The organism is Solidesulfovibrio sp. C21 (genome assembly GCF_047785625.1).
GTDB lineage: Bacteria > Desulfobacterota > Desulfovibrionia > Desulfovibrionales > Desulfovibrionaceae > Solidesulfovibrio.
Genome location: NZ_JBLODY010000068.1, coordinates 1 through 20,642, shown reverse-complemented (window position 1 = coordinate 20,642; position 20,642 = coordinate 1). Strand labels below are relative to the sequence as shown.

Annotated in this window: 15 protein-coding genes; 11 read left to right on the top strand and 4 right to left on the bottom strand. The window is 61.9% G+C overall.

The window, feature by feature from the left end; all coding sequences use genetic code 11:
* Positions 1 to 279: 279 nt before the first annotated feature.
* Both ACMZ6R_RS16425 and ACMZ6R_RS16420 read right to left on the bottom strand, forming a co-directional pair.
* The gene (locus tag ACMZ6R_RS16425; RefSeq protein ID WP_416113425.1) at positions 280 to 771 is read right to left on the bottom strand and encodes a GNAT family N-acetyltransferase; all 492 of its coding nucleotides are present in this window, start codon (positions 769 to 771) and stop codon (positions 280 to 282) included.
* A gap of 126 nt (positions 772 to 897) precedes the next feature.
* The gene (locus ACMZ6R_RS16420; protein ID WP_416113423.1) at positions 898 to 1,554 is read right to left on the bottom strand and encodes a TIGR00730 family Rossman fold protein; all 657 of its coding nucleotides are present in this window, start codon (positions 1,552 to 1,554) and stop codon (positions 898 to 900) included.
* 145 nt (positions 1,555 to 1,699) lie between these two features.
* On the opposite strand from ACMZ6R_RS16420, the gene ACMZ6R_RS16415 reads away from it, so the two are divergent.
* Complete coding sequence (locus ACMZ6R_RS16415; RefSeq protein ID WP_416113421.1) at positions 1,700 to 3,307, top strand: MBL fold metallo-hydrolase RNA specificity domain-containing protein; 1,608 nt, start codon at positions 1,700 to 1,702, stop codon at positions 3,305 to 3,307.
* A gap of 259 nt (positions 3,308 to 3,566) precedes the next feature.
* On the opposite strand, the gene infA is transcribed toward ACMZ6R_RS16415, so the two are convergent.
* Positions 3,567 to 3,785 (bottom strand): translation initiation factor IF-1, encoded by a 219-nt coding sequence (gene infA, locus ACMZ6R_RS16410; protein WP_005990299.1) that lies wholly within the window; start codon positions 3,783 to 3,785, stop codon positions 3,567 to 3,569.
* A gap of 173 nt (positions 3,786 to 3,958) precedes the next feature.
* Positions 3,959 to 6,049 (bottom strand): hypothetical protein, encoded by a 2,091-nt coding sequence (locus ACMZ6R_RS16405; RefSeq protein WP_416113419.1) that lies wholly within the window; start codon positions 6,047 to 6,049, stop codon positions 3,959 to 3,961.
* A gap of 173 nt (positions 6,050 to 6,222) precedes the next feature.
* On the opposite strand from ACMZ6R_RS16405, the gene ACMZ6R_RS16400 reads away from it, so the two are divergent.
* The 10 genes from ACMZ6R_RS16400 to glyS all read left to right on the top strand — a co-directional run bounded on the left by ACMZ6R_RS16400 (position 6,223) and on the right by glyS (position 20,469).
* Positions 6,223 to 7,422: an aminopeptidase gene (locus tag ACMZ6R_RS16400; RefSeq protein ID WP_416113417.1), complete on the top strand. Its 1,200-nt coding sequence runs from the start codon at positions 6,223 to 6,225 to the stop codon at positions 7,420 to 7,422.
* Between the two features lie 82 nt (positions 7,423 to 7,504).
* Positions 7,505 to 7,990 (top strand): hypothetical protein, encoded by a 486-nt coding sequence (locus ACMZ6R_RS16395; protein WP_416113415.1) that lies wholly within the window; start codon positions 7,505 to 7,507, stop codon positions 7,988 to 7,990.
* A 119-nt stretch (positions 7,991 to 8,109) separates the two neighbouring features.
* Positions 8,110 to 8,586, top strand: a complete 477-nt coding sequence (locus ACMZ6R_RS16390; RefSeq protein ID WP_416113413.1) for a chemotaxis protein CheW — start codon at positions 8,110 to 8,112, stop codon at positions 8,584 to 8,586.
* 205 nt (positions 8,587 to 8,791) lie between these two features.
* Positions 8,792 to 12,244, top strand: a complete 3,453-nt coding sequence (gene mfd / locus ACMZ6R_RS16385; RefSeq protein ID WP_416113411.1) for a transcription-repair coupling factor — start codon at positions 8,792 to 8,794, stop codon at positions 12,242 to 12,244.
* The gene (locus ACMZ6R_RS16380; RefSeq protein WP_416113409.1) at positions 12,244 to 13,956 is read left to right on the top strand and encodes a peptidyl-prolyl cis-trans isomerase; all 1,713 of its coding nucleotides are present in this window, start codon (positions 12,244 to 12,246) and stop codon (positions 13,954 to 13,956) included. The genes mfd and ACMZ6R_RS16380 overlap by 1 nt, the downstream gene beginning before the upstream one ends.
* A gap of 189 nt (positions 13,957 to 14,145) precedes the next feature.
* Positions 14,146 to 15,135 (top strand): SurA N-terminal domain-containing protein, encoded by a 990-nt coding sequence (locus ACMZ6R_RS16375; RefSeq protein ID WP_416113407.1) that lies wholly within the window; start codon positions 14,146 to 14,148, stop codon positions 15,133 to 15,135.
* 64 nt (positions 15,136 to 15,199) lie between these two features.
* On the top strand, positions 15,200 to 16,570 hold the full coding sequence (locus ACMZ6R_RS16370) for a RodZ domain-containing protein (protein WP_416113405.1): 1,371 nt from the start codon (positions 15,200 to 15,202) through the stop codon (positions 16,568 to 16,570).
* A gap of 71 nt (positions 16,571 to 16,641) precedes the next feature.
* The gene (recO, locus tag ACMZ6R_RS16365) at positions 16,642 to 17,391 is read left to right on the top strand and encodes a DNA repair protein RecO (RefSeq protein ID WP_416113403.1); all 750 of its coding nucleotides are present in this window, start codon (positions 16,642 to 16,644) and stop codon (positions 17,389 to 17,391) included.
* 95 nt (positions 17,392 to 17,486) lie between these two features.
* The gene (locus ACMZ6R_RS16360; protein WP_416113401.1) at positions 17,487 to 18,362 is read left to right on the top strand and encodes a glycine--tRNA ligase subunit alpha; all 876 of its coding nucleotides are present in this window, start codon (positions 17,487 to 17,489) and stop codon (positions 18,360 to 18,362) included.
* A gap of 13 nt (positions 18,363 to 18,375) precedes the next feature.
* Positions 18,376 to 20,469 (top strand): glycine--tRNA ligase subunit beta, encoded by a 2,094-nt coding sequence (gene glyS, locus ACMZ6R_RS16355; protein ID WP_416113399.1) that lies wholly within the window; start codon positions 18,376 to 18,378, stop codon positions 20,467 to 20,469.
* The last annotated feature ends 173 nt before the right edge of the window (positions 20,470 to 20,642 follow it).

Genomic DNA, 20,642 nt, shown 5'->3' with positions numbered 1-20,642 from the left:
CGTTTTTCAAATGGCGGGAATCCGAAAACTACCGAATCGGTACTTGGCGCTTCGGGCGCGAATAGGAAACGGGCGGTTAGACTGCGTCAGCCGGCTTGACTTCGGGCCACATAGGAAAGACTTTCAAAAATAACAACAAAGTATCTGTTGTACGCCACCAAAATATAAAATTTAGGAAGGGGAGAGCGCGAGAGGGGAGAACCCTTTTTAAAGGGTTTCCCCTCTCGCATCCTCTTCATCCTCTCGCATCCTCTTCATCCTCTCGCATCCTCTTCACCTCTAAAGCTGCAACTCGTAAAACAGGGCACCGGGCAGGGGATTGTGGCAGTAGGGGGGGATAGGGACGAAGCCGAGCTTTTGGTAGAGCGCATTGGCGGCGGTCATGGTGGTGAGCGTATCCAGGCGGATGGCTTCGTAGCCGCGTTCGCGGGCACCCCCCACGGCCGCCTCGGCCAAGCCCCGGCCAAGGCGCTGGCCGGCATAGGCCGGACGCACGAAAAGCCGCTTCATCTCGCAGCGGCCTTCTTCAAGGGGACGCACGGCCACGCATCCCGCCGGCATGCCCTCCATCCAGGCCAGCCACACCCCGCCGTCCGGCGAGGCGTAGCAGCCGGGCAGGTCCGCCAGTTCCTCGTCGAAATGCTGAAAGAACAGGTCGAACCCCAATCCGCTGGCGTATTCCTGAAACAGCAGCCGCACCACGGCCATGTCCGTGGCCGGGGCGATGCCGGTGCCAAGCGGCAGGATCTTCGAGCCCGGTGTCAAATGCATCGATGCGCCCCTTGTCTGTCCCTTGGCGCGCCTTGCGGATGGGGCAAGGCCGTCGTTGTGTCCGGAGGGCATGCGCCTTATTGCGCTTGCAGCCACCCGGATTTTTCACTGTTTGCGGCGACGATCCTAAAGGATGACGTGGCGTTGAATGAACTGTACCGCCTCCTCCGGGGTGTCGAGGACGGTAAAGAGGTCCAGATCCTTCTCGGCAATGAACCCGCGCGTCAGCAGCGTGCCGCGAAACCAGTCCATAAGCCCGCTCCAGAAGGCCGAGCCCAGAAAAATAATGGGAAAGGGCTTGATCCGTTTGGTCTGGATGAGCACCAGCGCCTCGGAGACCTCGTCGAGGGTGCCGAAGCCGCCGGGCATGGCGATATAGGCGACGGCGTATTTGACGAACATGAGCTTGCGCACGAAAAAATAGCGGTAGTCGCTTTTGATCGTCAGGTAGGGATTGGCTTTCTGCTCGAGAGGAAGGTGGATGTGCAGGCCGATGGAATCCCCTCCGGCATCGGCCGCGCCTTTGTTGGCCGCTTCCATGAGGCCCGGACCGCCGCCGGTGATGACCGAATAGCCGGCGCGGCTCAAAAGATCGGCCAGCTTTTCCGTCTCGCCGTAGAGCGGATCGCCCGCGGGCACACGGGCCGAGCCGAAAATGGACACGGCCGGCCGCACGTCGCCCAGGACCTCGAAGCCGTCCACGATTTCGGCCATGATGCGGAAAAGCCGCCAGGATTCGGTCACCGACAGATCGTCGATAAGATATTGGCGAGACGCGGTCATGCGCCCTCCCTCGGTTGTGCGTCCCGGGGCTTTTCAGGATCGGCCAAACGCAGTACACGGCGGCCTCGACCAACTGCCCGCAATCCTGATTGTGCTCCCGTGGAGATGGATGATCAAGTCGGGCAAGCCATTATCCGGAGGCTCCATGAAGGTCAAATTTCTCGGCGCGGCCGGGACCGTCACCGGCTCCTGCCATGTGATCGAAACCGACAATACCCGGTTCGCCATCGACTGCGGCCTGCACCAGGGCAGCGAATCCATTGAGGACCGCAACCAGGATACCGACGTCTATGACCCCAGGCGCATGGACTTCTTCATTGTGACCCACGCCCACATGGACCATTGCGGACTTCTGCCGCGCATGGTCAAAACGGGGTTTTCCGGCAAGATCTACTGTACGCCGCCGACAAAGGAACTGCTCGGCATCATGCTCGAGGACAGCGCCCACATTCAGGAGATGGAAGCCGAGTGGGCCAGCCGCAAAAGCCGGCGCCATGGTGGACGGCAAGTCGAGGCTCTTTATACCCGGGCCGACGCCGCCGCCACCGTGGGCCGGCTGGTGGCCGTGCCGTACGGGGAGCCCTTTTCCCCGACCCCGGGTGTTACGGCCATTTACCACGACGCCGGCCACATCCTGGGCTCGGCCTTCATCGAACTGAGTCTCGAACAGGATGGGAAACGGACCCGTATGCTTTTTTCCGGCGATCTTGGCCGGCCCTCCCAGCTTCTGGTCAACGATCCGGCCAAGCCGGTGGACGCGGACTACCTCTTTCTTGAGGGCACCTACGGCGACCGCGACCACAAAAACGAGTCCGCCAGCCGTGATGAACTGGCCGAGGCCATCGCCTACAGCTATTCCCGGGGCGGCAAGGTCATCATCCCGGCCTTTGCCGTGGAACGGACCCAGGAGGTGCTGTACTGCCTGCACCTGCTGCTAAAGGAAGGCAAACTGCCCAAGGACATGCCGGTGTTCGTGGACAGCCCGCTGGCCATCAAGGCCACCGAGATTTTCCGGCGCAATCCCCAATACCTCGACGCCGCCGCCCAGGCCTATTACAACCGTGGCGAGGATCCCTTGTCCCTGCCGGGTCTGCGCTTTACGGAAACCACGGAACAGTCCCGGGAGATCAATACGCTCAAAGGACCGGCCGTGGTCATCTCGGCCAGCGGCATGTGCAACGCCGGCCGGGTCAAGCACCATCTGCGCCACAACCTCTGGCGTCCCGAGGCGAGCGTCGTCTTCGTCGGCTTCCAGGCCATGGGCACCCCGGGCCGTAGGATCGTGGACGGGGCCAAGGTCATCCGGCTGCTCGGCGAGGAGGTGGCGGTGAGCGCCAAGGTGTTCACCATCGGCGGGTTTTCCTCCCATGCCGGGCAAAGCCAGATCCTCACCTGGCTCACGCACTTCAAGGTGAACCATCCGCAGGTTTTTCTGGTCCACGGCGAGCAAAAGGCTCTGGACGTGCTGGCCGGCCTGGTGCGGGAACGTTTCGGGCTCAAGGTCCGCATTCCCGGTTATCTCGACGAATACGTGCTCACCCCGGGTGTGGAGCCGGTGGTGTCCACCGACGAGGCCAAGGCCCGGCCGCATATCGACTGGAACGCCATTTTCGGCGCCATGGAAGACCGGTTGCGGCTCTTGAAGGACCGCAAGGAAAAGCTTGCCGCCCGTTCGGCCGAGGAACAGGAAGACTTCCGCCGCCGGCTCGCGGCCGTGGACGGCGACATGCTGCGCGTGCTGTCGGAGATGTAAGGAGGGGGAGAGAAAGCTTCCGGGGGAAACCTTTCTTGCAGAAAGGTTCTCCCCCCGGCCCCCCTTTCCAAAGATTCTTCATAATGACGGTGTGTTACTTTTAGACCACCCATCACCATAGAAAAGTTTAGGCAGGGGAGAGCGCGGGAGGGGCGAGACTTTTTTCAAAGGAAGTCCCCTCTCGCACGTTCGTTACATGCGAGACGGGACAGCTTTGTCCGTGCCGCCCGGCCGGAGCGGCCATGCGCCGCAAAACGGCTTACTTGAGGCGGTAGGTGATACGGCCGCGGGTGAGGTCGTAGGGGGAGAGTTCAACCTTGACCCGGTCGCCGGGCAGGATGCGGATGTAGAACTTGCGCATTTTGCCGGAGATATGGGCCAGCACTTCGTGGCCGTTTTCCAGCTCCACGCGGAACATGGCGTTGGGCAGGGCTTCCTGGACCTTGCCGTCGACCTCGATGGCACCTTCCTTGGCCATAAAAAATATCCTCCTGGCGGCGCGCGAAAAGACGGCGTCCGCCTGTGTGTTTTCATGTGAACGTATGCAGATAGTCGTTTTTTTGCCTTCTGGCAAGCGAAAGAAGAGAAGTTCGGCACCGGCTTGGCATTGCGGTTGCGGCCAAGTCGTCTCGGACAAACCACAAAGCGAAACTAGCGCTTAATCAATCCAGAGAAACCAAGGACAATGAGCGTGGAGCATGCCCAGCCCAAAGCGATGTGAAGCCAGAGATAGATACGGAATACCTCGCCGGAGAGGGTATGCACCCGCCCTATCCTGTAGAATCTCTTTTGTTGATAGGCGTTAGGCAACCAAAAATCTTTGGCATAGAAATTGACGATGGGGATGAACATGTCCAGCGAATACATAAAAGCGTTAAATTTTTGAGAGGTGTTGCATCCTTCGGGGTTTTGTTTGTTGGTAGGAACCATGAAGCCCCAACGATCAGCGAAGTGAAATATGTACCAGCCCAAGAAAATAAAAAATCCTGCAGCCCAAAGTGCACGCCATGGTCTATATCCAAATCCGATTGTCACCCCTAGGAATCGCAGACATGCCGTGTCCCACCAATCAAGCCTTCCCGAGTCCAAGAGCGCCCTGTTTTTTGCGATGGAAATATCCATGGCTTCATCCTCATACCCTTGTTCACGATAGACAGAGGCCAGTTGCTCATAGGGTTGGGGAGAAAACACCATCTTCTTTTCAATAGCATCAGTCTTTTCTTGAAGACTGAGCCAGTTGAGTCTTTCACTCTTTGTCACTTTGCAATCATTGGAAAATTTATCATAACTCAAACCGTTCAAAATCAAGCGCCCTTGGCTTGGCCAACTTTGTGCGTCATCATCCAAGGTTTCGATCTTTGCATTCGACAAATCCAGTGATATTTTCCTTGTATTTTGTATATTTTTAAACTGAAAATTTTGCCCGACGAGCGCATTATCAAATATAATATCACCTTCAGCGGTTATATTCCTTATAAATGCATTCCCGTCGATATGGACAGACCTTGCCCATATGGCTATACCTTTTGGATTAATAAATTTAGCACCAGAGCATCCAAGCTGCCCTTCTATATGTGCACCTGGAAAACAAAATCCACCGTCCATATTAGCATCTCGGAGATCAAGATTCCCTTTAATAGAGACACTTTCCGCATCGACTGCACATTTTCCAGGATTAAAGAATTGTCCCCCATTGCACTTTACACTCCCCCCTACAATCGAGCCAAGTAAAGTAATTTTTCCAATGGATTTCATGCCCTTATTAAGATAGATATCACCACGAATGGCCGCACGTTCAATGCCCAAACTCATCCTATCTTTATTTAGGAAACTTCCTCCACTACAACATATGTCCCCACCAACTTTCGCAGCAATAAACCTAACTTCTCCTTTTGCAGAAAATGTATTATTAAGATATACTCCGCCACGCACATTGATACGATCAGCATTTAATGCAATAGCGGTATCGTTATAAAATTGACCACCACCGCATTCGAGTGTGCCACTTATATTCGCATCTTTGAATGATGTTTCTCCATTTGACTCAAATTTTCCATTGAGAAACACTGGTCCATGAACTTGAATCCCATCAGCTATTATTGCATATCCATTTTTATTCATAAAGTGTCCGTCAGAGCAGTCAAGTTGACCAGCTATTTTTGAATTCATCAAATTGACCTTACCTTCAGATATAAAATTATCATTTAAGCCAACGAACCCGTTGAATCTCGTCGAAGACGCATTAATCCAAGAAATACGACTTCCGCCAAGCCATAACTCAGCTATATATGAGTTTGTTGTTGATAGTCCATCTGGGAAGTATGACTCGACGATTCGAACCGGAACGTTAATCGATAAAAATGAAATATTGAGTGTGCCAACAATTTTTGCGCCAACTATGTGTATGCCGGTATTTTTAATCTTATTCTTTAAATCAGGATTTGTAAGAATTTCATGTAAAATATTGGCACGGACTATCCTATTATCATCCCAAGATGTTGCCTTGACAATGTTATTATTCTCTTCAATAGTGTCTTTGCAATCTGCTACAATACCACGGTCTACAGAATGAAGAACTTTCTCCTCACATTCCGACAGGCCATCTTTCCGAAATATAAGTACTGCCAAATTATATAAAGATTGTTTTTCGATTGTATCAGCAAACATCGTTGCCGGCATGGCAAGTAACAGTAGTATGGCCAGAAAAACTACAGTGTGGAGTAAGTAATTATGGAGAGACATGAAGGCCTCCAATTTGAAGATAGTTTTATTTAATCTAGCCTATATTAAGCGACATCTCAAACACTTCCTCAACTAAACCAAAATTCTTCGAAGCAATTACTGCGATATGCTATTCCCCGGTCCTTGCCGCCGGCCGCCTTTTGGGGCTATGCTGCGTCGAAAAGGAACATACCGTGCTGACGCGCTCCCAATGCGACAAATACGCCGACGTCCTGCTGTGGGGCCTGACCACCTCCCGGGTCGAGCCCTACAAGCCCGGCGACGTCGTGCTCGTCCAGTTCGATCTCGCCGCCCTGCGCCTGGCCGAGGCCGTTTACGGCAAACTGCTTGCCCGTGGCCTCAATCCCGTGCCGCGCCTGACGCTCACCCCGCGCATGGAAACGGAATTTTACGACAAGGCCGACGAGGCCCAGCTCATCTTCCAGACTCCGGGACAGGCCGTGCTGCACGAACACATCCACGGGGCCATGCATCTGCTCGCCCCGGACAGCCTCACCCACTTGAGCGCCATCGATCCCAAGCGCATCGCCACGGCAGCCCTGGCCAGAAAACCCCTGCGCGACATTCTGGTGCGCCGGGAGGAGCGGGGCGAATTCGGCTGGACACTGTGCATCTTCCCCACCAAGGAGCTCGCCGCCAAGGCGGGCATGACGGCCCGGGAATACGCTGCCCAGGTCGCGGCCGCCTGCTTCCTGAAAGAACCCGAGCCGGTCGCCCTGTGGCGCAAGCTTTACGAGGACGCCAGGGAGATCAAGGCTTGGCTCGACGGCATGAAGACCAGCTACCTGCACATCGAATCGGACAACGTGGACCTCAAGGTGACCCCCGGCGAACACCGCCGGTGGCTCGGGCTTTCCGGCCACAACATCCCGAGTTTCGAGATTTTCACCTCTCCGGACTGGCGCGGCACCTCCGGCCGGTACTTCGCCGACCAGCCGTCATATCGCAGCGGCAACTACGTCACCGGCGTGCGCCTGACCTTCGAGGAGGGCGTGGTGAACGATATCGCGGCCGACCAGGGCGCCGAGTTCGTGCGCAAGCAGCTTTCCATGGACCCCGGGGCCTCGCGTCTGGGGGAATTCTCGCTCACGGACAAGCGGTTTTCCAAGATCGACACGTTCATGGCCAACACGCTTTATGACGAGAACTTCGGCGGCCCGCACGGGAATTGCCATGTTGCCGTGGGAAGCTCCTACTCCGACACCTTTGACGGCGACCCGGCCAGCCTCGACAGCGCGCGCAAGGAGGAACTCGGGTTCAACGACTCGGCCCTGCACTGGGACCTGGTCAACACCGAACCCAAACGTGTGCGCGCCCACTTGACCGACGGACGTGACGTGACATTGTATGAAAACGGGCAGTTCCGCTATTGACGCGGCGGGCAGGGAGCCGTATCGCCTGCTTGTCGAAGCGGCTTGCGGCCGCTGCCGGGAATTGTGTTTCGAGGAGAAGCCCATGCGCAAACTTGCCGTGTTGCTCTGTCTCACCATGCTCGTCTGCCTGGCCGGCGTCGCCCATGCCGGTTCCAAGGCCAAACCCGATATCAAGGGTTGGGAAAAAGGCAGCGAGTACGATAAGCTTTTCGATCCCAAGGAAGCCGATTCCATGAAGGGCAGGGTGGTCAAGATCTACGACATCACCCCGTTTGACGGCATGGCGACGGGCGTCGCCTTGCAGGTCGAGGATAAAAAGGACAAGAGTCTGGAGACCGTCCATCTGGGGCCCAAGGATTTCGTTGACCTGGGTTCCATCGGCCTCAAGGAGGGCGATCAGGTCAAGATCGTCGGCGCCTGGGCCGAAGTGGACGGGCATGATGTGCTGCTGGCCGTCAAGGTGAAAAAGGGCGAGAATACCCAACTGAAGGTTCGCCGCACCAGGGATGGCTTCCCGTTTTGGAGCATGCCCCCGGATGCGCTTCGCGCCGAAACCTCCGGCGACTAGTTTTCGAGGTTTTCCCGTGTTGTCGCTTGCGTAAACCGGGAAGAATTGGATAGATACTCGAATAGCCACACTTTTGCCGCCGCTCGCGCGGCCACACCACATAAACGGGAGCTTGCCGCATGGAGGAAACCCTCAAAAAACAGGATGCCGAACTTCTCCAGCTCGTTACGTTCAGTATCGGCGAGGAAGAGTTCGGCGTGGATATCCTCAGCGTGCAGGAAATCATCCGCATGATGGATATCACCAAGGTCCCGCGCGCTCCGGATTTCGTCGAGGGCGTCATCAACCTGCGGGGCAAGGTCATTCCCATCATCGACCTGCGCCGGCGTTTCGGCCTGTCCACGCGTGACCACGATAAACACACCCGGATCATCGTCATCGAGATCAACAACATGATCGTCGGGTTCGTGGTCGATTCCGTCTCCGAGGTGCTGCGCATACCCGCCAGCACGGTGGAGCCGCCACCACCCGTCGTTTCCGGACTCGAATCCGAGTACATCAGTGGCGTGGGTAAGCTTGAGGATCGTCTGCTGATCCTGCTCGACCTCGACAAGTTGCTTTCCGGCGAAGAGCGCGACATGCTCGGTTCCTTCTAACGGAGCCGTCTCTCCCGAAAGGGGGTGTCAGAACATGCTCGCGTCATAACGCCAGGACATGGTTGTTTTTTTCATAAAACCTGCCTGGAGCGCCGCCGCCGCGTAAGCGGTTTGCGGCTCCGGGCGGCCCAGCACCGAATGACGTTTCCGGCCGCCGTCACACGCAAGTGACGGCGGCCATCCCGTATTTTCAACGAGGCACGCCTTGTCCCGTACCCCCGCGCTTTCCGAATTGCTCGCCAGTCCCGATTCCGCCTCGGTCTATAAGAGCGGCCCCGCCACGCTGGCCTTTCTTGCCGCCGAAGCCCTTTCCCGCGGCCAATCCGCCGTGGTGGTGACCCCGGGCATTCACGAACTGACCAAGATCGCCTCCCTGCTCGACCTTGTGGCTCCCAAGTCGCAACGGCAGCTGTGGGGCGCGACGTCCATGTCCCTGCCGTCCTACGCCCCGGGCCTGCCGAGCGGGGCCTTCTGGGCCCGGCGCATGGCTTTTCTGGCCTTTGCCGCCATGGGCACCGGGCCGCGCGTGCTGCTTTTCTCCGCCGACAACCTGTTGCCCAAATGGCCGCCGCGCCAGGCGCTGGAAGGCAACATCCTGACCGTGGCCGTGGGCGAGGAGCTGCCCCGCGACCTCATCGCCGAACAGGCCGTGCTGTGGGGCTACAAACGCGCCCCCATGGTGACGAGTCCCGGCGAATTCTCCCTTCGCGGCGACATCCTGGATATTTTTCCTCCGGGGTACGATTCGCCGTTGCGCCTGGAATTTTTCGGCGACACCTTGGAAACCGCCCGCCGCTTCGACGCCGGATCCCAGCGCTCCCTGGCCGAGCTCAACGAGGCGGTGCTGTTGCCGGCGGCTCCGGCCGTGTTGTCGGAAACCTTCAAGGAGCAGGCCGGGGCGCTTTGGGAAACCATCGCCGGCACGGGCGAACTGCATCGCGCGGCCAAGACCCGTCTGGAGGCGGCCATCGAGGCCGGGGACGGCGGCATCTGGCCGGGACTGTTCTATGAACGCCCGGTGGAGTTGGCCGCCTGGTGTCCGGACGACGCCGTCTGGATCGTCGACGACCCCACCCGGGTGAAGGAGCGGCTGGAGGAGACCGAGCACGCCTGGCGGCGCTTTTTCGAGGTCCAGACCAAGGAGCAGGGCCATCCCTGGCCCACGTCCCGGGTGCTGTGGCCGGAGAACATGGCCCGCAAGTCCCTGGTCGCGGGCCGGCGCATCCTGTTCGAGGACCTGGTCATGGGCCGGGGACGCCATGGCCCGGACATGGCGGAAAAAGCCCTGGAGCGCTTTGGCGACCTTTTCTGGAAGCCCGGCTCGGACAAGCGGCCGTGGACCACCCTGACCGCGGCCCTTAAGGAGTGGAGCGGCCACGGCCAGACCATCCTGTCTTTCCATGGCGAGCGGTCGCGCAAGAAATTTCTCCAGATGATCGAGCCCGAGGGGCTGACCTTTCGCACCGGCTACAGCGCCGGCGAAACAGGCCTTTTCGCGCTCATCTCGGATCTGCGCCAGGGTATGGAGCTTGCCTGGCGCGACACGCGCGTGCTGCCCGAGGACATCCTGCATCCCGATGCCGCCAAGGCCGGGACCGGGCGCGGCCGGGACAAGGATTTCAAGGGACTGACCTCGTTTGACGACATCCGGCCGGGCGATCTGGTGGTCCACCGCGACTATGGCGTGGCCAGCTTCGAAGGGCTCACCCGCATGACCGTGGACGCCACGGGCGGCGACTTTCTGCTCCTGGTCTTCGCCGATGAGGACAAACTGTATCTCCCGGCCGACCGGCTGGGGCTGATGCAGCGCTACAAGGGCCCCGAAGGCGCGACGCCGCCCTTGGACCGGCTCGGCGGGGCGCGCTGGAAATCGGTGCGGGAGCGGGCCAAAAAAGCCATCGAGCGCATCGCCGCCGATCTGGTCGAAATGTACGCCTACCGGCAGGTGGCCAAAGGCTACGCCTATGGCCCCACCAACGAGCTGTACCTGGAGTTCGAGGCCACCTTCGGCTTCGAGGAAACGCCGGACCAGGAAAAGGCCATTGCCGAGGTGCTGGCCGACATGGAGCGCCCGGAACCCATGGACCGGCTCGTGTGCGGCGATGTGGGCTTTGGCAAGACGGAAGTGGCGCTTCGGGCCGCATTTCGGGCCGTGCTCGACGGCAAGCAGGTGGCCATGCTCTGCCCGACCACCGTCCTGGCCGAGCAGCACTACCAGAATTTCATGGCCCGGCTGGAGGGCTTTCCGGTGCGGGTGGAGATGCTCTCGCGCTTCGTTTCGCCCAAGCGCCGCAAGGTGGTGCTCGAGTCCGTTTCGCGCGGCGAGGTGGACATCCTCATCGGCACCCACCGCATTTTATCCTCCGACGTGACCATCCCCAACATCGGCCTTTTGATCCTCGACGAGGAACAGCGGTTCGGGGTCAAGCACAAGGAACGGCTCAAGGCCTTCAAGAAGAATATCGATGCGCTGACGCTGACGGCCACGCCCATCCCGCGTACCCTCCAGCTGTCGCTGTCCGGGGTCCGGGGCCTTTCGGTCATCGAAACGCCCCCGGCCGAGCGCAAGACCGTGGAAACGGCGCTGGTCGAGCGCGACCCGGCTTTTTTACGCGAGGTCCTGCGCCGGGAGCTGGAACGCCAGGGGCAGATTTTCTGGGTGCACAACCGCGTCCAGGGCCTGGAGGAAGTGACCGCCTTCGTCAGGTCCCTGGCCCCGCAGGCCAAGGTGGCCATGGCCCACGGCCAGATGTCGGAGTCCGCCCTGGAAGAAGCCATGCACGGCTTCTGGCACGGCGAGACCGATATCCTCGTGTGCACCTCGATCATCGAATCCGGTCTGGATTTTCCCCGGGCCAACACGCTCATCGTGGACAACGCCCACATGTTCGGCCTGGGGCAGCTCTACCAGCTGCGTGGCCGGGTGGGGCGCTCGCCGCGGCAGGCCTACGCCTATTTCGTGGTGCCGAGCATCGAGCGGGTGCCGGAGCTGGCCCGAAAGCGTCTGCGCGTCATCCTGGACATGGACTACCTCGGGGCCGGGTTCCAGGTGGCCATGGAAGACCTGCGCCTGCGCGGGGCGGGCAATATTCTGGGCGAGGCCCAGTCCGGGCATATCGCCCGCATAGGCCTCGACATGTTCCTGGAAATGCTGGCCGAGGAAGTCGGGCGGCTCAAGGGCGAGCCGGTCAAGGAACGCACCGAGCCGGAGCTGACGCTCGGCGTCGCCGCCCGCATCCCGGAACGCTACGTGCCCGAGGCCTCGGACCGGCTGCGGCTTTACAAGGCCCTGTCCACGGCCAAGACTGAGCAGGGACTGACGGAACTCATGGCCGAGATGCGCGACCGGTTCGGGCCGCCGCCGGTCGAGGTGGAAAATTTCCGGGCCGTGCTGGCCCTTAAACAACTGCTTTCCAGGCTTGGCGGCACCAAGGCCGAGATCGCGCCCACCAGGCTGGTGGTTTCTTTCGGGGCCGAGGGCGCGGCCGTCTCGCCGGAGCGTCTGGTGGCTTTTGCCGCGACACGGGGCGAGGGGGTGCGGCTTTTGCCCCCGGGACGCCTGTCCCTGCCCCTTGACGCCAAGCTGCCGCTGCCCGAGGCCATTACCGGCTGGATCGTGGAACTGGCCGCTCTGGGAGCCGAGGAGGAATCGCTGTAATGCGCGCCGCCGCGCTGTCGCCCCGAGGCCTTGTCCTGTGCCTGTTGGCCGTTTTTGTCCTGCCGGCCCTTGGCGGGTGCGGCCGGGACGTGGCCAGGGAACCCGGCGTGGTGGCCGTGGTGGCGGGTTCCCCCATCCGGCTGGCCGATGTTGAGGCCCGCCACGACCTGGGAGAGATCGGCCTGCCCGAGGTGGACAATCCACCCGTGGAGACGCTCCGCGCCGCCTACGGCAAGGTGCTGGCCGACATGATCGTGGCCCGGCTCATACGCCAGGAGCTGGCCCGGCGGCATCAATCCGTGACCGCCTCGGAACTGGACGCCGCCGAGAAGCGGGTGCGCGCCGATTACCCCGGCGACAGCTTCGAGCGCATGCTCCTGGAGGAGCGCATCGACCTGGCCCACTGGCGGGCGATGCTCGCCGACCGGCTGGCCCTGGAAAAATTCACCCATGAGGTGTTGCGCCCGCAAGCGCGGGTGGAGGTGACCAAGGCGGCGGACTATTATAAAGAACATATCGACGCCTTCACCATCCCCCCCCGGGTGCGACTGGCCCGGGTCCAGGGGCGCGACAGCGCGGCCGTCAAGGCGGCCCTGGCCGCCTATCGCCGCTCCGGGCTCAAGATGGAAAGCCTGGCCGGGTTTGCCGGCATCACGACCCAGGAGGCGGTGTTGCCGGAAAAAAATCTCCCCGCTTCCTGGCGCGAGGCGCTCAAAGACCTCAAGGACGGCGAGCCCTCGGCCATCCTGACCAGCGGCGGGGCGAGCTTTTTTTGTATCCTGCAAAAGCGATTGCCCGCCACGGTGATCGATCCGGCCAAGGCCTACGCCCGGGTCGAGGCCATCCTGGCCGGGCGTCAGACGGCCAGGGCCTTTGCCGCCTGGCTGGCCGAAACGCTGCGCACCACCAAGATTTCCATCAACAAGGAACTGTTGGCCGCCATGTCGCCAGGGCAGGACACCGTGGCTGCGGCGGACGCCCGCGACGAGGCAGGCCTGGCCCGGGAAGATGCCACCGTCCGGTCGGACCTGGCCCAACGCGCCAGGGGCGCTTTGCCCGCCGAAGCCCGGTCGGAGTCCAGGCCAGAGCCGGCGCGGACGGCAATCGCTGCCGGGGCCCAAAGCGCGGCCTCAGCGCAAAAGGAACCCCCGCAAGCGCCCGCCGCCCGAGCGCCCGAGCCGGCCCCGCCAACCAGTCAGACCGGGGCATCCGCATCGACGACGCCGGCCGAGCCCCCGAAGCAGGACGCAACCGGGGAAACGCCGACCAAATCGGAGCAGGCCGCTCCCGCGGGACCGGACGCGAGCGAACCGGCCCAAACGGCCGCTGCGCCGAGCGTCCCTTCCGATGCCGCGAAAGAAGCCCAACCGGCTCCGGCAGCGCCGGCTGCGGTTGCGGACGCGGCACCTTCGCCGCAGCCGGATACGGCGAAGGCTGCGCCAAGCGACACGCGGCCCGCTTCCCCCTCCCGGCCGGCCGGCGGTGGCGCGGTGAGATTCATGGCCATCAAGGCAAGCTGGATTCGCTACTCCGTGGACGAGGGCGAGGAAAAGCGGGTCTATCTCAAACCGGGCAAACCCTATGAAATTACATATACGAAAAAACTCGTTGTCAGGCTGGGCAGCCCCAGCGAACTGCGCTACAGCCACGCCGGTCGGGAACAAACGGTCGCCGTCGGCAACAAGGAAAACCGGAGCCTTGAATTTCCTTGAATCCGGCCGCGCCTCGCCCGGCCGACGCCGTTGCCTGGGCTGGCAAAAACGTTTATAGGCCCCGGATACGCGGTTGCGTCAGCCTGGGAGGAGGAAGGCGCAGTCACGGCTTTGCAACCAGGGAACGCGTCAGCCCGGAAGGCGCACCTTGCCGATCATGCCTGAAAAGCCCCGCATGGAGGAGATACCTTGCCTCGCCTTCCCAAATGCCTCGTTGTCATAAGCCTGTTGGTTGCATTGTCCGGCCTCGCCCACGCGGCGCAACTGGTGGACAGGGTGGTTGCCGTGGTCAACGGCAAGCTCATCACCCTGTTCGACCTCGACTCGCGCGTGGCCGACCTTGTGCAGCGCACCCAGGGCATCTCGTTCGCGCCCGGCGACCCCAGGGCCGAGGAGTTGCGTCGTCAGGTCCTGGAGTCCATGATCAACGATATCCTCATCGAGCAGGAAGCCGCCCGGCTCAAAATCACGGTTTCGGAAACCGAGCTCGATTCCCAGATCGATGAGCTGAAAAAGAAAAACAACCTGACGCAGGCGCAGTTCCTGGCCGAACTGGGCAAGGAAGGACTCACGCTCAAGGAGTTCCGGAAACGCATGCGTGAGGACAGCATGAAGAAGCGGCTGCTCGGCTTCATGGTGCACCGCAAGGTCCTGGTCACCGACGATGAGATCCGGGACTACTACGAAAAAAACAAGGGTGCCCTGCCGACCACGAAGTCAATTCTCGGCCCCAAGGTATCCGGTAACATCAGCTTCATCATGGTGCCCAGCAAAAAGCAGGCCGAGGAACTGCGCCAGAAGATCGGCGCGGGGACGATCACCTTCGCCGACGCGGCCCGGAAGTTTTCCGTCGGCCCCGGTCGGGATCAGGGCGGCGACCTTGGCGACGTGCAGGTCAAGGACCTGGCCCCGCCGTTGCGTGACGCCCTGACCGCCGTTCCGGCCGGCCAGGTCAGCCAGCCGGTGATGCTCGATGGCAAGGCCGTGCTGCTCAAGCTGCGCGCCGGGAACGCCCCGGCCCCGGCCAAGGCCCCGCAGCCGGTAGCAGCGGCCGGACCTTCCTTCGAGAGCGTCCGGAACCAGATCCAGGAAACGCTGTACAAGCAGAAATTCGACAAGCTCTTCCAGGACTATATGGACAATCTGCGGTCCAAGGCGGTTATCGAGGTCAAGCTGTAACGACCCCGGTTCGCCTCACGGGTGTCCCTCCCGCCCGCCGCCGTGGTTATAGAGGAGTTTTCCTATGGATTTGAGCGAGTTAGGGACAATGCTGCGTGAGGAAAGGGAACGGCAGGGCCTTTCCCTTGAGGCCGTGTCGGATAAGATCAAGATCACGCGCAGCTGTCTGACGGCCATCGAGGAGGGCAATGCAAGTCATCTGCCCCACCCGGTGTACGCCAAGGGATTCATAAAAAACTACGCCAAGCTGCTTGGCGTGGATCAGGACGATTTTTCCAAAAGGCTGTCCGAGGTTTATCAACCCGAGGAACCCACCCTCGAGAGCGCACCGATTTTGCAAGGCGTGCCCGACGACGACTGCGGCTGCACCATCAAGTCGTCCTCGAAGTTCCCGGTCGTGCCGGCCATCGTCGTTGTCGTCATCGTGCTCATCGTGGCGGGACTCGGCTGGTATCTCTACGGCCATGTCCTGCACAAGTCCGGTGCCGAACCGGAAACCCCGGCTCCCCAGGCCGCGGTCGAACCGACCCCCAAGGCCGCGCCGCCGCAGCCCGCCGGGGAACCGGAACGGCCCGTGCCGACCGTGCCCGTGGCCAAGCCGGCTGAACCGGCCGCGCCGTCGGCTCCGGAACAGGCTTCGGCCGATGCCACGACGCTGCCGCCGGCTCCGGCGGCCCAGCCGTCCGCGCCGACCCCCACCCCCGAAGATCAGGTCACCCAGGATATCGCCACCAGCGGTCCGGCCGCCGGAGGCGCCCGTGCGTCCATCCCACCCGCGCCCGAACCGGCGCCGCCCGCATCGGGCGCTCCGTCCGCGCCGACCCTGTCCGTGGGCGAGGCCGGTCCCCATACCGTCGTCATCACGGCCCACGACCGCTGCTGGATTCAGGCCGGCGCGGACGGCGGCTCCATGCGCGAAGCCATGCTGGCCAAAGGCGACACCTTTCAGGGCCGCTTCGCCGACTACCTGCTCGTGCGCCTGGGCAACGCCGGAGCGGTGGAAATCCGCTTCGACAACAAGCTCTATCCGCTCCAGGCCACCAAGGGCTCGGTGAAAACCCTCAAGTTCGTGGCCAAGAAGACCGAGGCCGAGGCCGCAAAGACGCCGGCTGCGACCGAAATGCCGCCAGCCGTTGCCCCGGCTGTGGCCCAGACCCCGGAGCAGTCCACTGCCGGACCCGCCGCCGGCGAGGCCGCCGCCACGGCCAAGGAAGTCGAGATCTACGGCCAGGACGGCAGCTGGGTCATCGTCACGCCGGACAAGGGGCCGTCCAAGGAAATCTACGTGAAAAAGGGGCAGCGGCTCACGGTGCCCTTCGATGAAAAGGTCGAGATCCGCCTGGGCAATCCGAGCAGCGTGGTGTTTCGCTACGCCGGCAAGGAAACGCCAGTCACGACCGAAAAGGGCGAAAGCAAGACCATCCGGTTCCCCTAAACCAAAGCAGGAACCCTCCGGCGGAATACCGTTTTCGCCGGAGGGCGGCCAGGCAACGCTTCGAGACGGCCATGGAATTTTCCGAACAGGCTCTCGTGCTCAAGGTGGGACGGTTTCGGGAAATCGACGCCTGGGTACGGCTTTTCTCTCCGGTGCGTGGCGGGTATACGGCCTTCGCGTTCGGCGGCATGAAAAGCCGCCGTCGTTTTCTTGGCTGCCTGGACCCACTCAACCATGTCCGCTTCAAGGTGCGGCGTTCGGGGCGCGGCGGGTATCATTGCCTGACCGAGGCCAGGCTGCTTGACGCCCCGACCAACCTGCGCCACGATCCCTCGCGCTTGGGCATGGCCATCAATTGCTTGAAATTTTTCGAGGCCGTGCATATCGGTCCCCAGGGCGCGGCCGATGCCTATGCGCTGTTGCGGGCCATGCTGGCCGCCCTGGAAAACGCGTCCGCGCCGTCGGCGCTTTTCCCGCTTTTTTTTCGGGCCAGGCTCGCGACCCTGCACGGCACTTTTCCGGTTTGCGACCGGTGCGCCGTCTGCGGCAAGCCCTTAATGGACGACGAAGCCGTCTGCCATGTGGAGGCCGGCCGGCTGACCTGTCCGGATTGTCGGCCTGGCGCGGACCACGGCGTGCGGCAGCATCTTTGCGGCGAAGCGCTGACCCTGCTTGGGATGGCCGCCTCCGGCGACCCGTGCGCCTGGGCGTCCTGCCGTCCCGATCCGGCGGCGGCCCGGGAGTTTTCCCGGACCGTGGACCTGCTCGTGCGCTACCATCTGGGCCTGGCCTGGGAGCAGGGGGGCTTCGTGCGCGCCTGACCGGCAACGCATTTTCGGCTGCGGCCATGCCCGACGTTTTTTCCGCCCCGGCGCCTCGGCCCGGCCGGCGGCGTAACCTTGAAATCGGAGCGACCATGTATTTTCAGGATCTCATCTTGACGCTGCAACACTACTGGGCCAAGTCCGGCTGTCTGGTGGTTCAGGGCTACGACACCGAGGTCGGCGCTGGCACCTTCAATCCGGCCACCTTTTTTCGCGTCATCGGCCCTGAACCCTGGAAGGCCGCCTATGTCGAGCCTTCGCGTCGGCCCACCGACGGCCGCTACGGCGAAAATCCCAACCGTCTCCAGCATTATTACCAGTTCCAGACCATCCTCAAGCCGTCCCCGGACAACATCCAGGACCTCTACCTGGAAAGCCTGGCCGCCATCGGCGTAAGCGCCCGCGAGCACGACATCCGTTTTGTCGAGGACGACTGGGAATCGCCCACCCTCGGTGCCTGGGGCCTGGGCTGGGAAGTCTGGCTCGACGGCATGGAAGTTACCCAGTTCACCTATTTTCAACAGGTTGGCGGCATCGATCTCTCGCCGGTCTCCGTGGAGATCACTTACGGCCTCGAGCGCATCTGCATGTATCTGCAACAAAAAGACTCGGTCTACGACTTGGCCTGGAACGACCGCGTGACCTACGGGCAGGTCCACCAGCGCGGCGAATACGAACATTCGCGCTACAATTTCGAGGAATCCGACGCCGCCATGCTGCTCCATCATTTCAACGCCTGCGAGAAGGAATGTCGGCGGCTTTGCGAGCTTGGCCTGGCTTGGCCGGCCTATGACTACTGCCTCAAGTGTTCCCACGCCTTCAACATGCTCGAAGCCCGGGGGGCCATCTCCATTACCGAGCGCACCGGCTACATCGGCCGGGTGCGCGCCCTGGCTTCGGGGCTGGCCCGGCTCTACGCCGCCCAGCGCAAGGAACTCGGCTACCCCCTCCTCAATCAAAGCGCATAAAGGACTCCATGCCATGCCCCATTTTCTGTTCGAGATCGGATTCGAGGAGATGCCGGCCCGGTTTCTGGCCGGACTGACCGAGGAGGCCCGGGCGCTTTTTTCCGAAGAGCTGGCCCAGGTCAAGCTTGGCTGCGACACCGTGGCCGCCTTTGCCACGCCGCGCCGACTGGTGGTGAGCATCCCGGAACTGCCCGACGCCTCGCCTCGTGAAGAGCAAGTCGTCACCGGCCCGCCCGAGCGCGTGGGTTTCGACGCCTCGGGCAATCCCACGCCCGCCGCTTCGGGCTTTGCCAAGGGCCAGGGCAAGGACGTCGCCGACGTGTTCGTCATGGAAACGGAAAAGGGCCGTTATCTGGCCCTGCGCAAGACCGTGGGCGGCGAGACGGCCATGGCCCTTTTGCCCGCCATCTGCCAGGACGTGATCAAGAAACTGTCCTTTCCCAAGCGGATGCGCTGGGGGGCCCGGGAATTCGCCTTCGGCCGCCCGGTACACTGGTTTGTGGCCCTGCTCGACGACGCGGTGGTGCCTTTCTCCCTGGACGACATCGCCTCGGGCCGGGAAACGCGCGGGCACCGCATCATGGGCCCGGGTCCCTTTTCCATCGCCACGGCCAAGGACTATTTCGCCGTCATCCGCGACCAGGGCAAGGTGATTCTGGACGCCCGGGAACGCGAGGCCATGGTCCGCTCCCAGGCCGAGAAGCTGGCGACCGAAGCCGGCGGCACCGCGGTCATCAATCCGTCGCTGCTGATGGAAGTCACGGGCTTGACCGAACACCCGGTGGTGCTCCTCGGCCGGTTCGACCCCAAATTCCTGGACGTGCCGCGCGAGGTGCTGATTACCAGCATGGAATCGCACCAGAAAAGCTTTGCCGTGGAGGACGGGAAGGGCGGGCTGCTGCCGGTCTTCCTGACCACCCTCGGCCTTATGCCGAGCGATCTCGATCTGGTGCGCCGGGGCTGGCAGCGGGTGCTGACGGCCCGCCTGGAAGACGCACGATTTTTCTGGGAAGCCGATCGGGCCACCGACATCGAGGCCTGGCAAAAAAAGCTCGAAAGCGTGGTTTTTCTGGCCGGTCTTGGCAGCATGCGCGACAAGGCCCGCCGGCTCGAGCGATTGTGCGGGGTGGTGGCCGAGCTTTCCGGCAAGCCCGAGATCATGCTCGAAGCCTCGCAGGCCGGCGGTCTGGCCAAGGTGGATCTGGTTTCGGAAATGGTCGGTGAATTCGCCGAATTGCAAGGGATCATGGGCGGCATCTACGTGCGCCGCAAGGGCCAGTCCAAGGCTGTGTCCCGGGCCGTGGGCGAACAATACCTGCCGGCCGGACCGGACAGCCCGGTGCCCGCCACCCTGGCCGGGGCGATCCTGTCAGTGGCCGACAAGGCCGATACCTTGGCCGGCTGTTTCGGCAATGACATGGCCCCGACCGGCGCGGCCGACCCGTATGCGCTGCGTCGCGCGGCGCTCGGCATCTGCCGTATCGTCATCGAGCACGGGCTGCGCTTCGACCTTATGGAACTGTTCCAGGCGGCCATCGACGGCTACGGCGACCTGAAGTTCAAGGTGGACCGTACCCATCTTCTGGCCAAGCTGCTCGATTTCTTCGGCCAGCGCCTGCGGGCCTACTTCACCGGACGCGGCTTCGACACCCTGGTGGTCGAGGCGGCGGTCGGAGCCTCGTTTACCGACATCGCGGCCCTGTCCGAACGCGTGGCGGCCCTGGCCGTCTTCGCCGCCAAGCCGGACTTCGGCCAGGCCGTGCTGACCTTCAAACGCGCGGCCAACATCATCCGCAAACAGGGCGTCGGAGCCGGGGTGCCGCTTTCCGGCGCGATACAGCCGGCGCTTTTGGAAGAACAGGCGGAAAAAGACCTGGCCGCGGCCTGCGAGGCGGTCTTTCCGCGCTACGACGCGCTTTTCGATGCCGGCGACTATGCCGCCGTGCTCGACGTGCTCTATGAGTTGCGCCCGAGCGTGGACGCCTTTTTCGACAACGTCATGGTCATGTGCGACGACATGGACGTGCGCCTCAACCGCCTCAACCTGCTCAAGGCCCTGGTCGACCGCCTGGGCCGGGTGGCGGACTTCGCCGCCTTACAGGTGTAGGAGAGGAGCCTCCGGCGGCCAGGGGGAAACTTTTTGAAAAAAGTTTCCCCCTGGACCCCCTTCAAAAACTTTCAAAGGGACTCGGCAGCATGCGCGGGGGATATTTTAACTTGCTGTGAAAGCTGCCAGCCCCGTGAAGAGTTTTTGGGGAGGGTGGGGGACCGGGGGAGGGA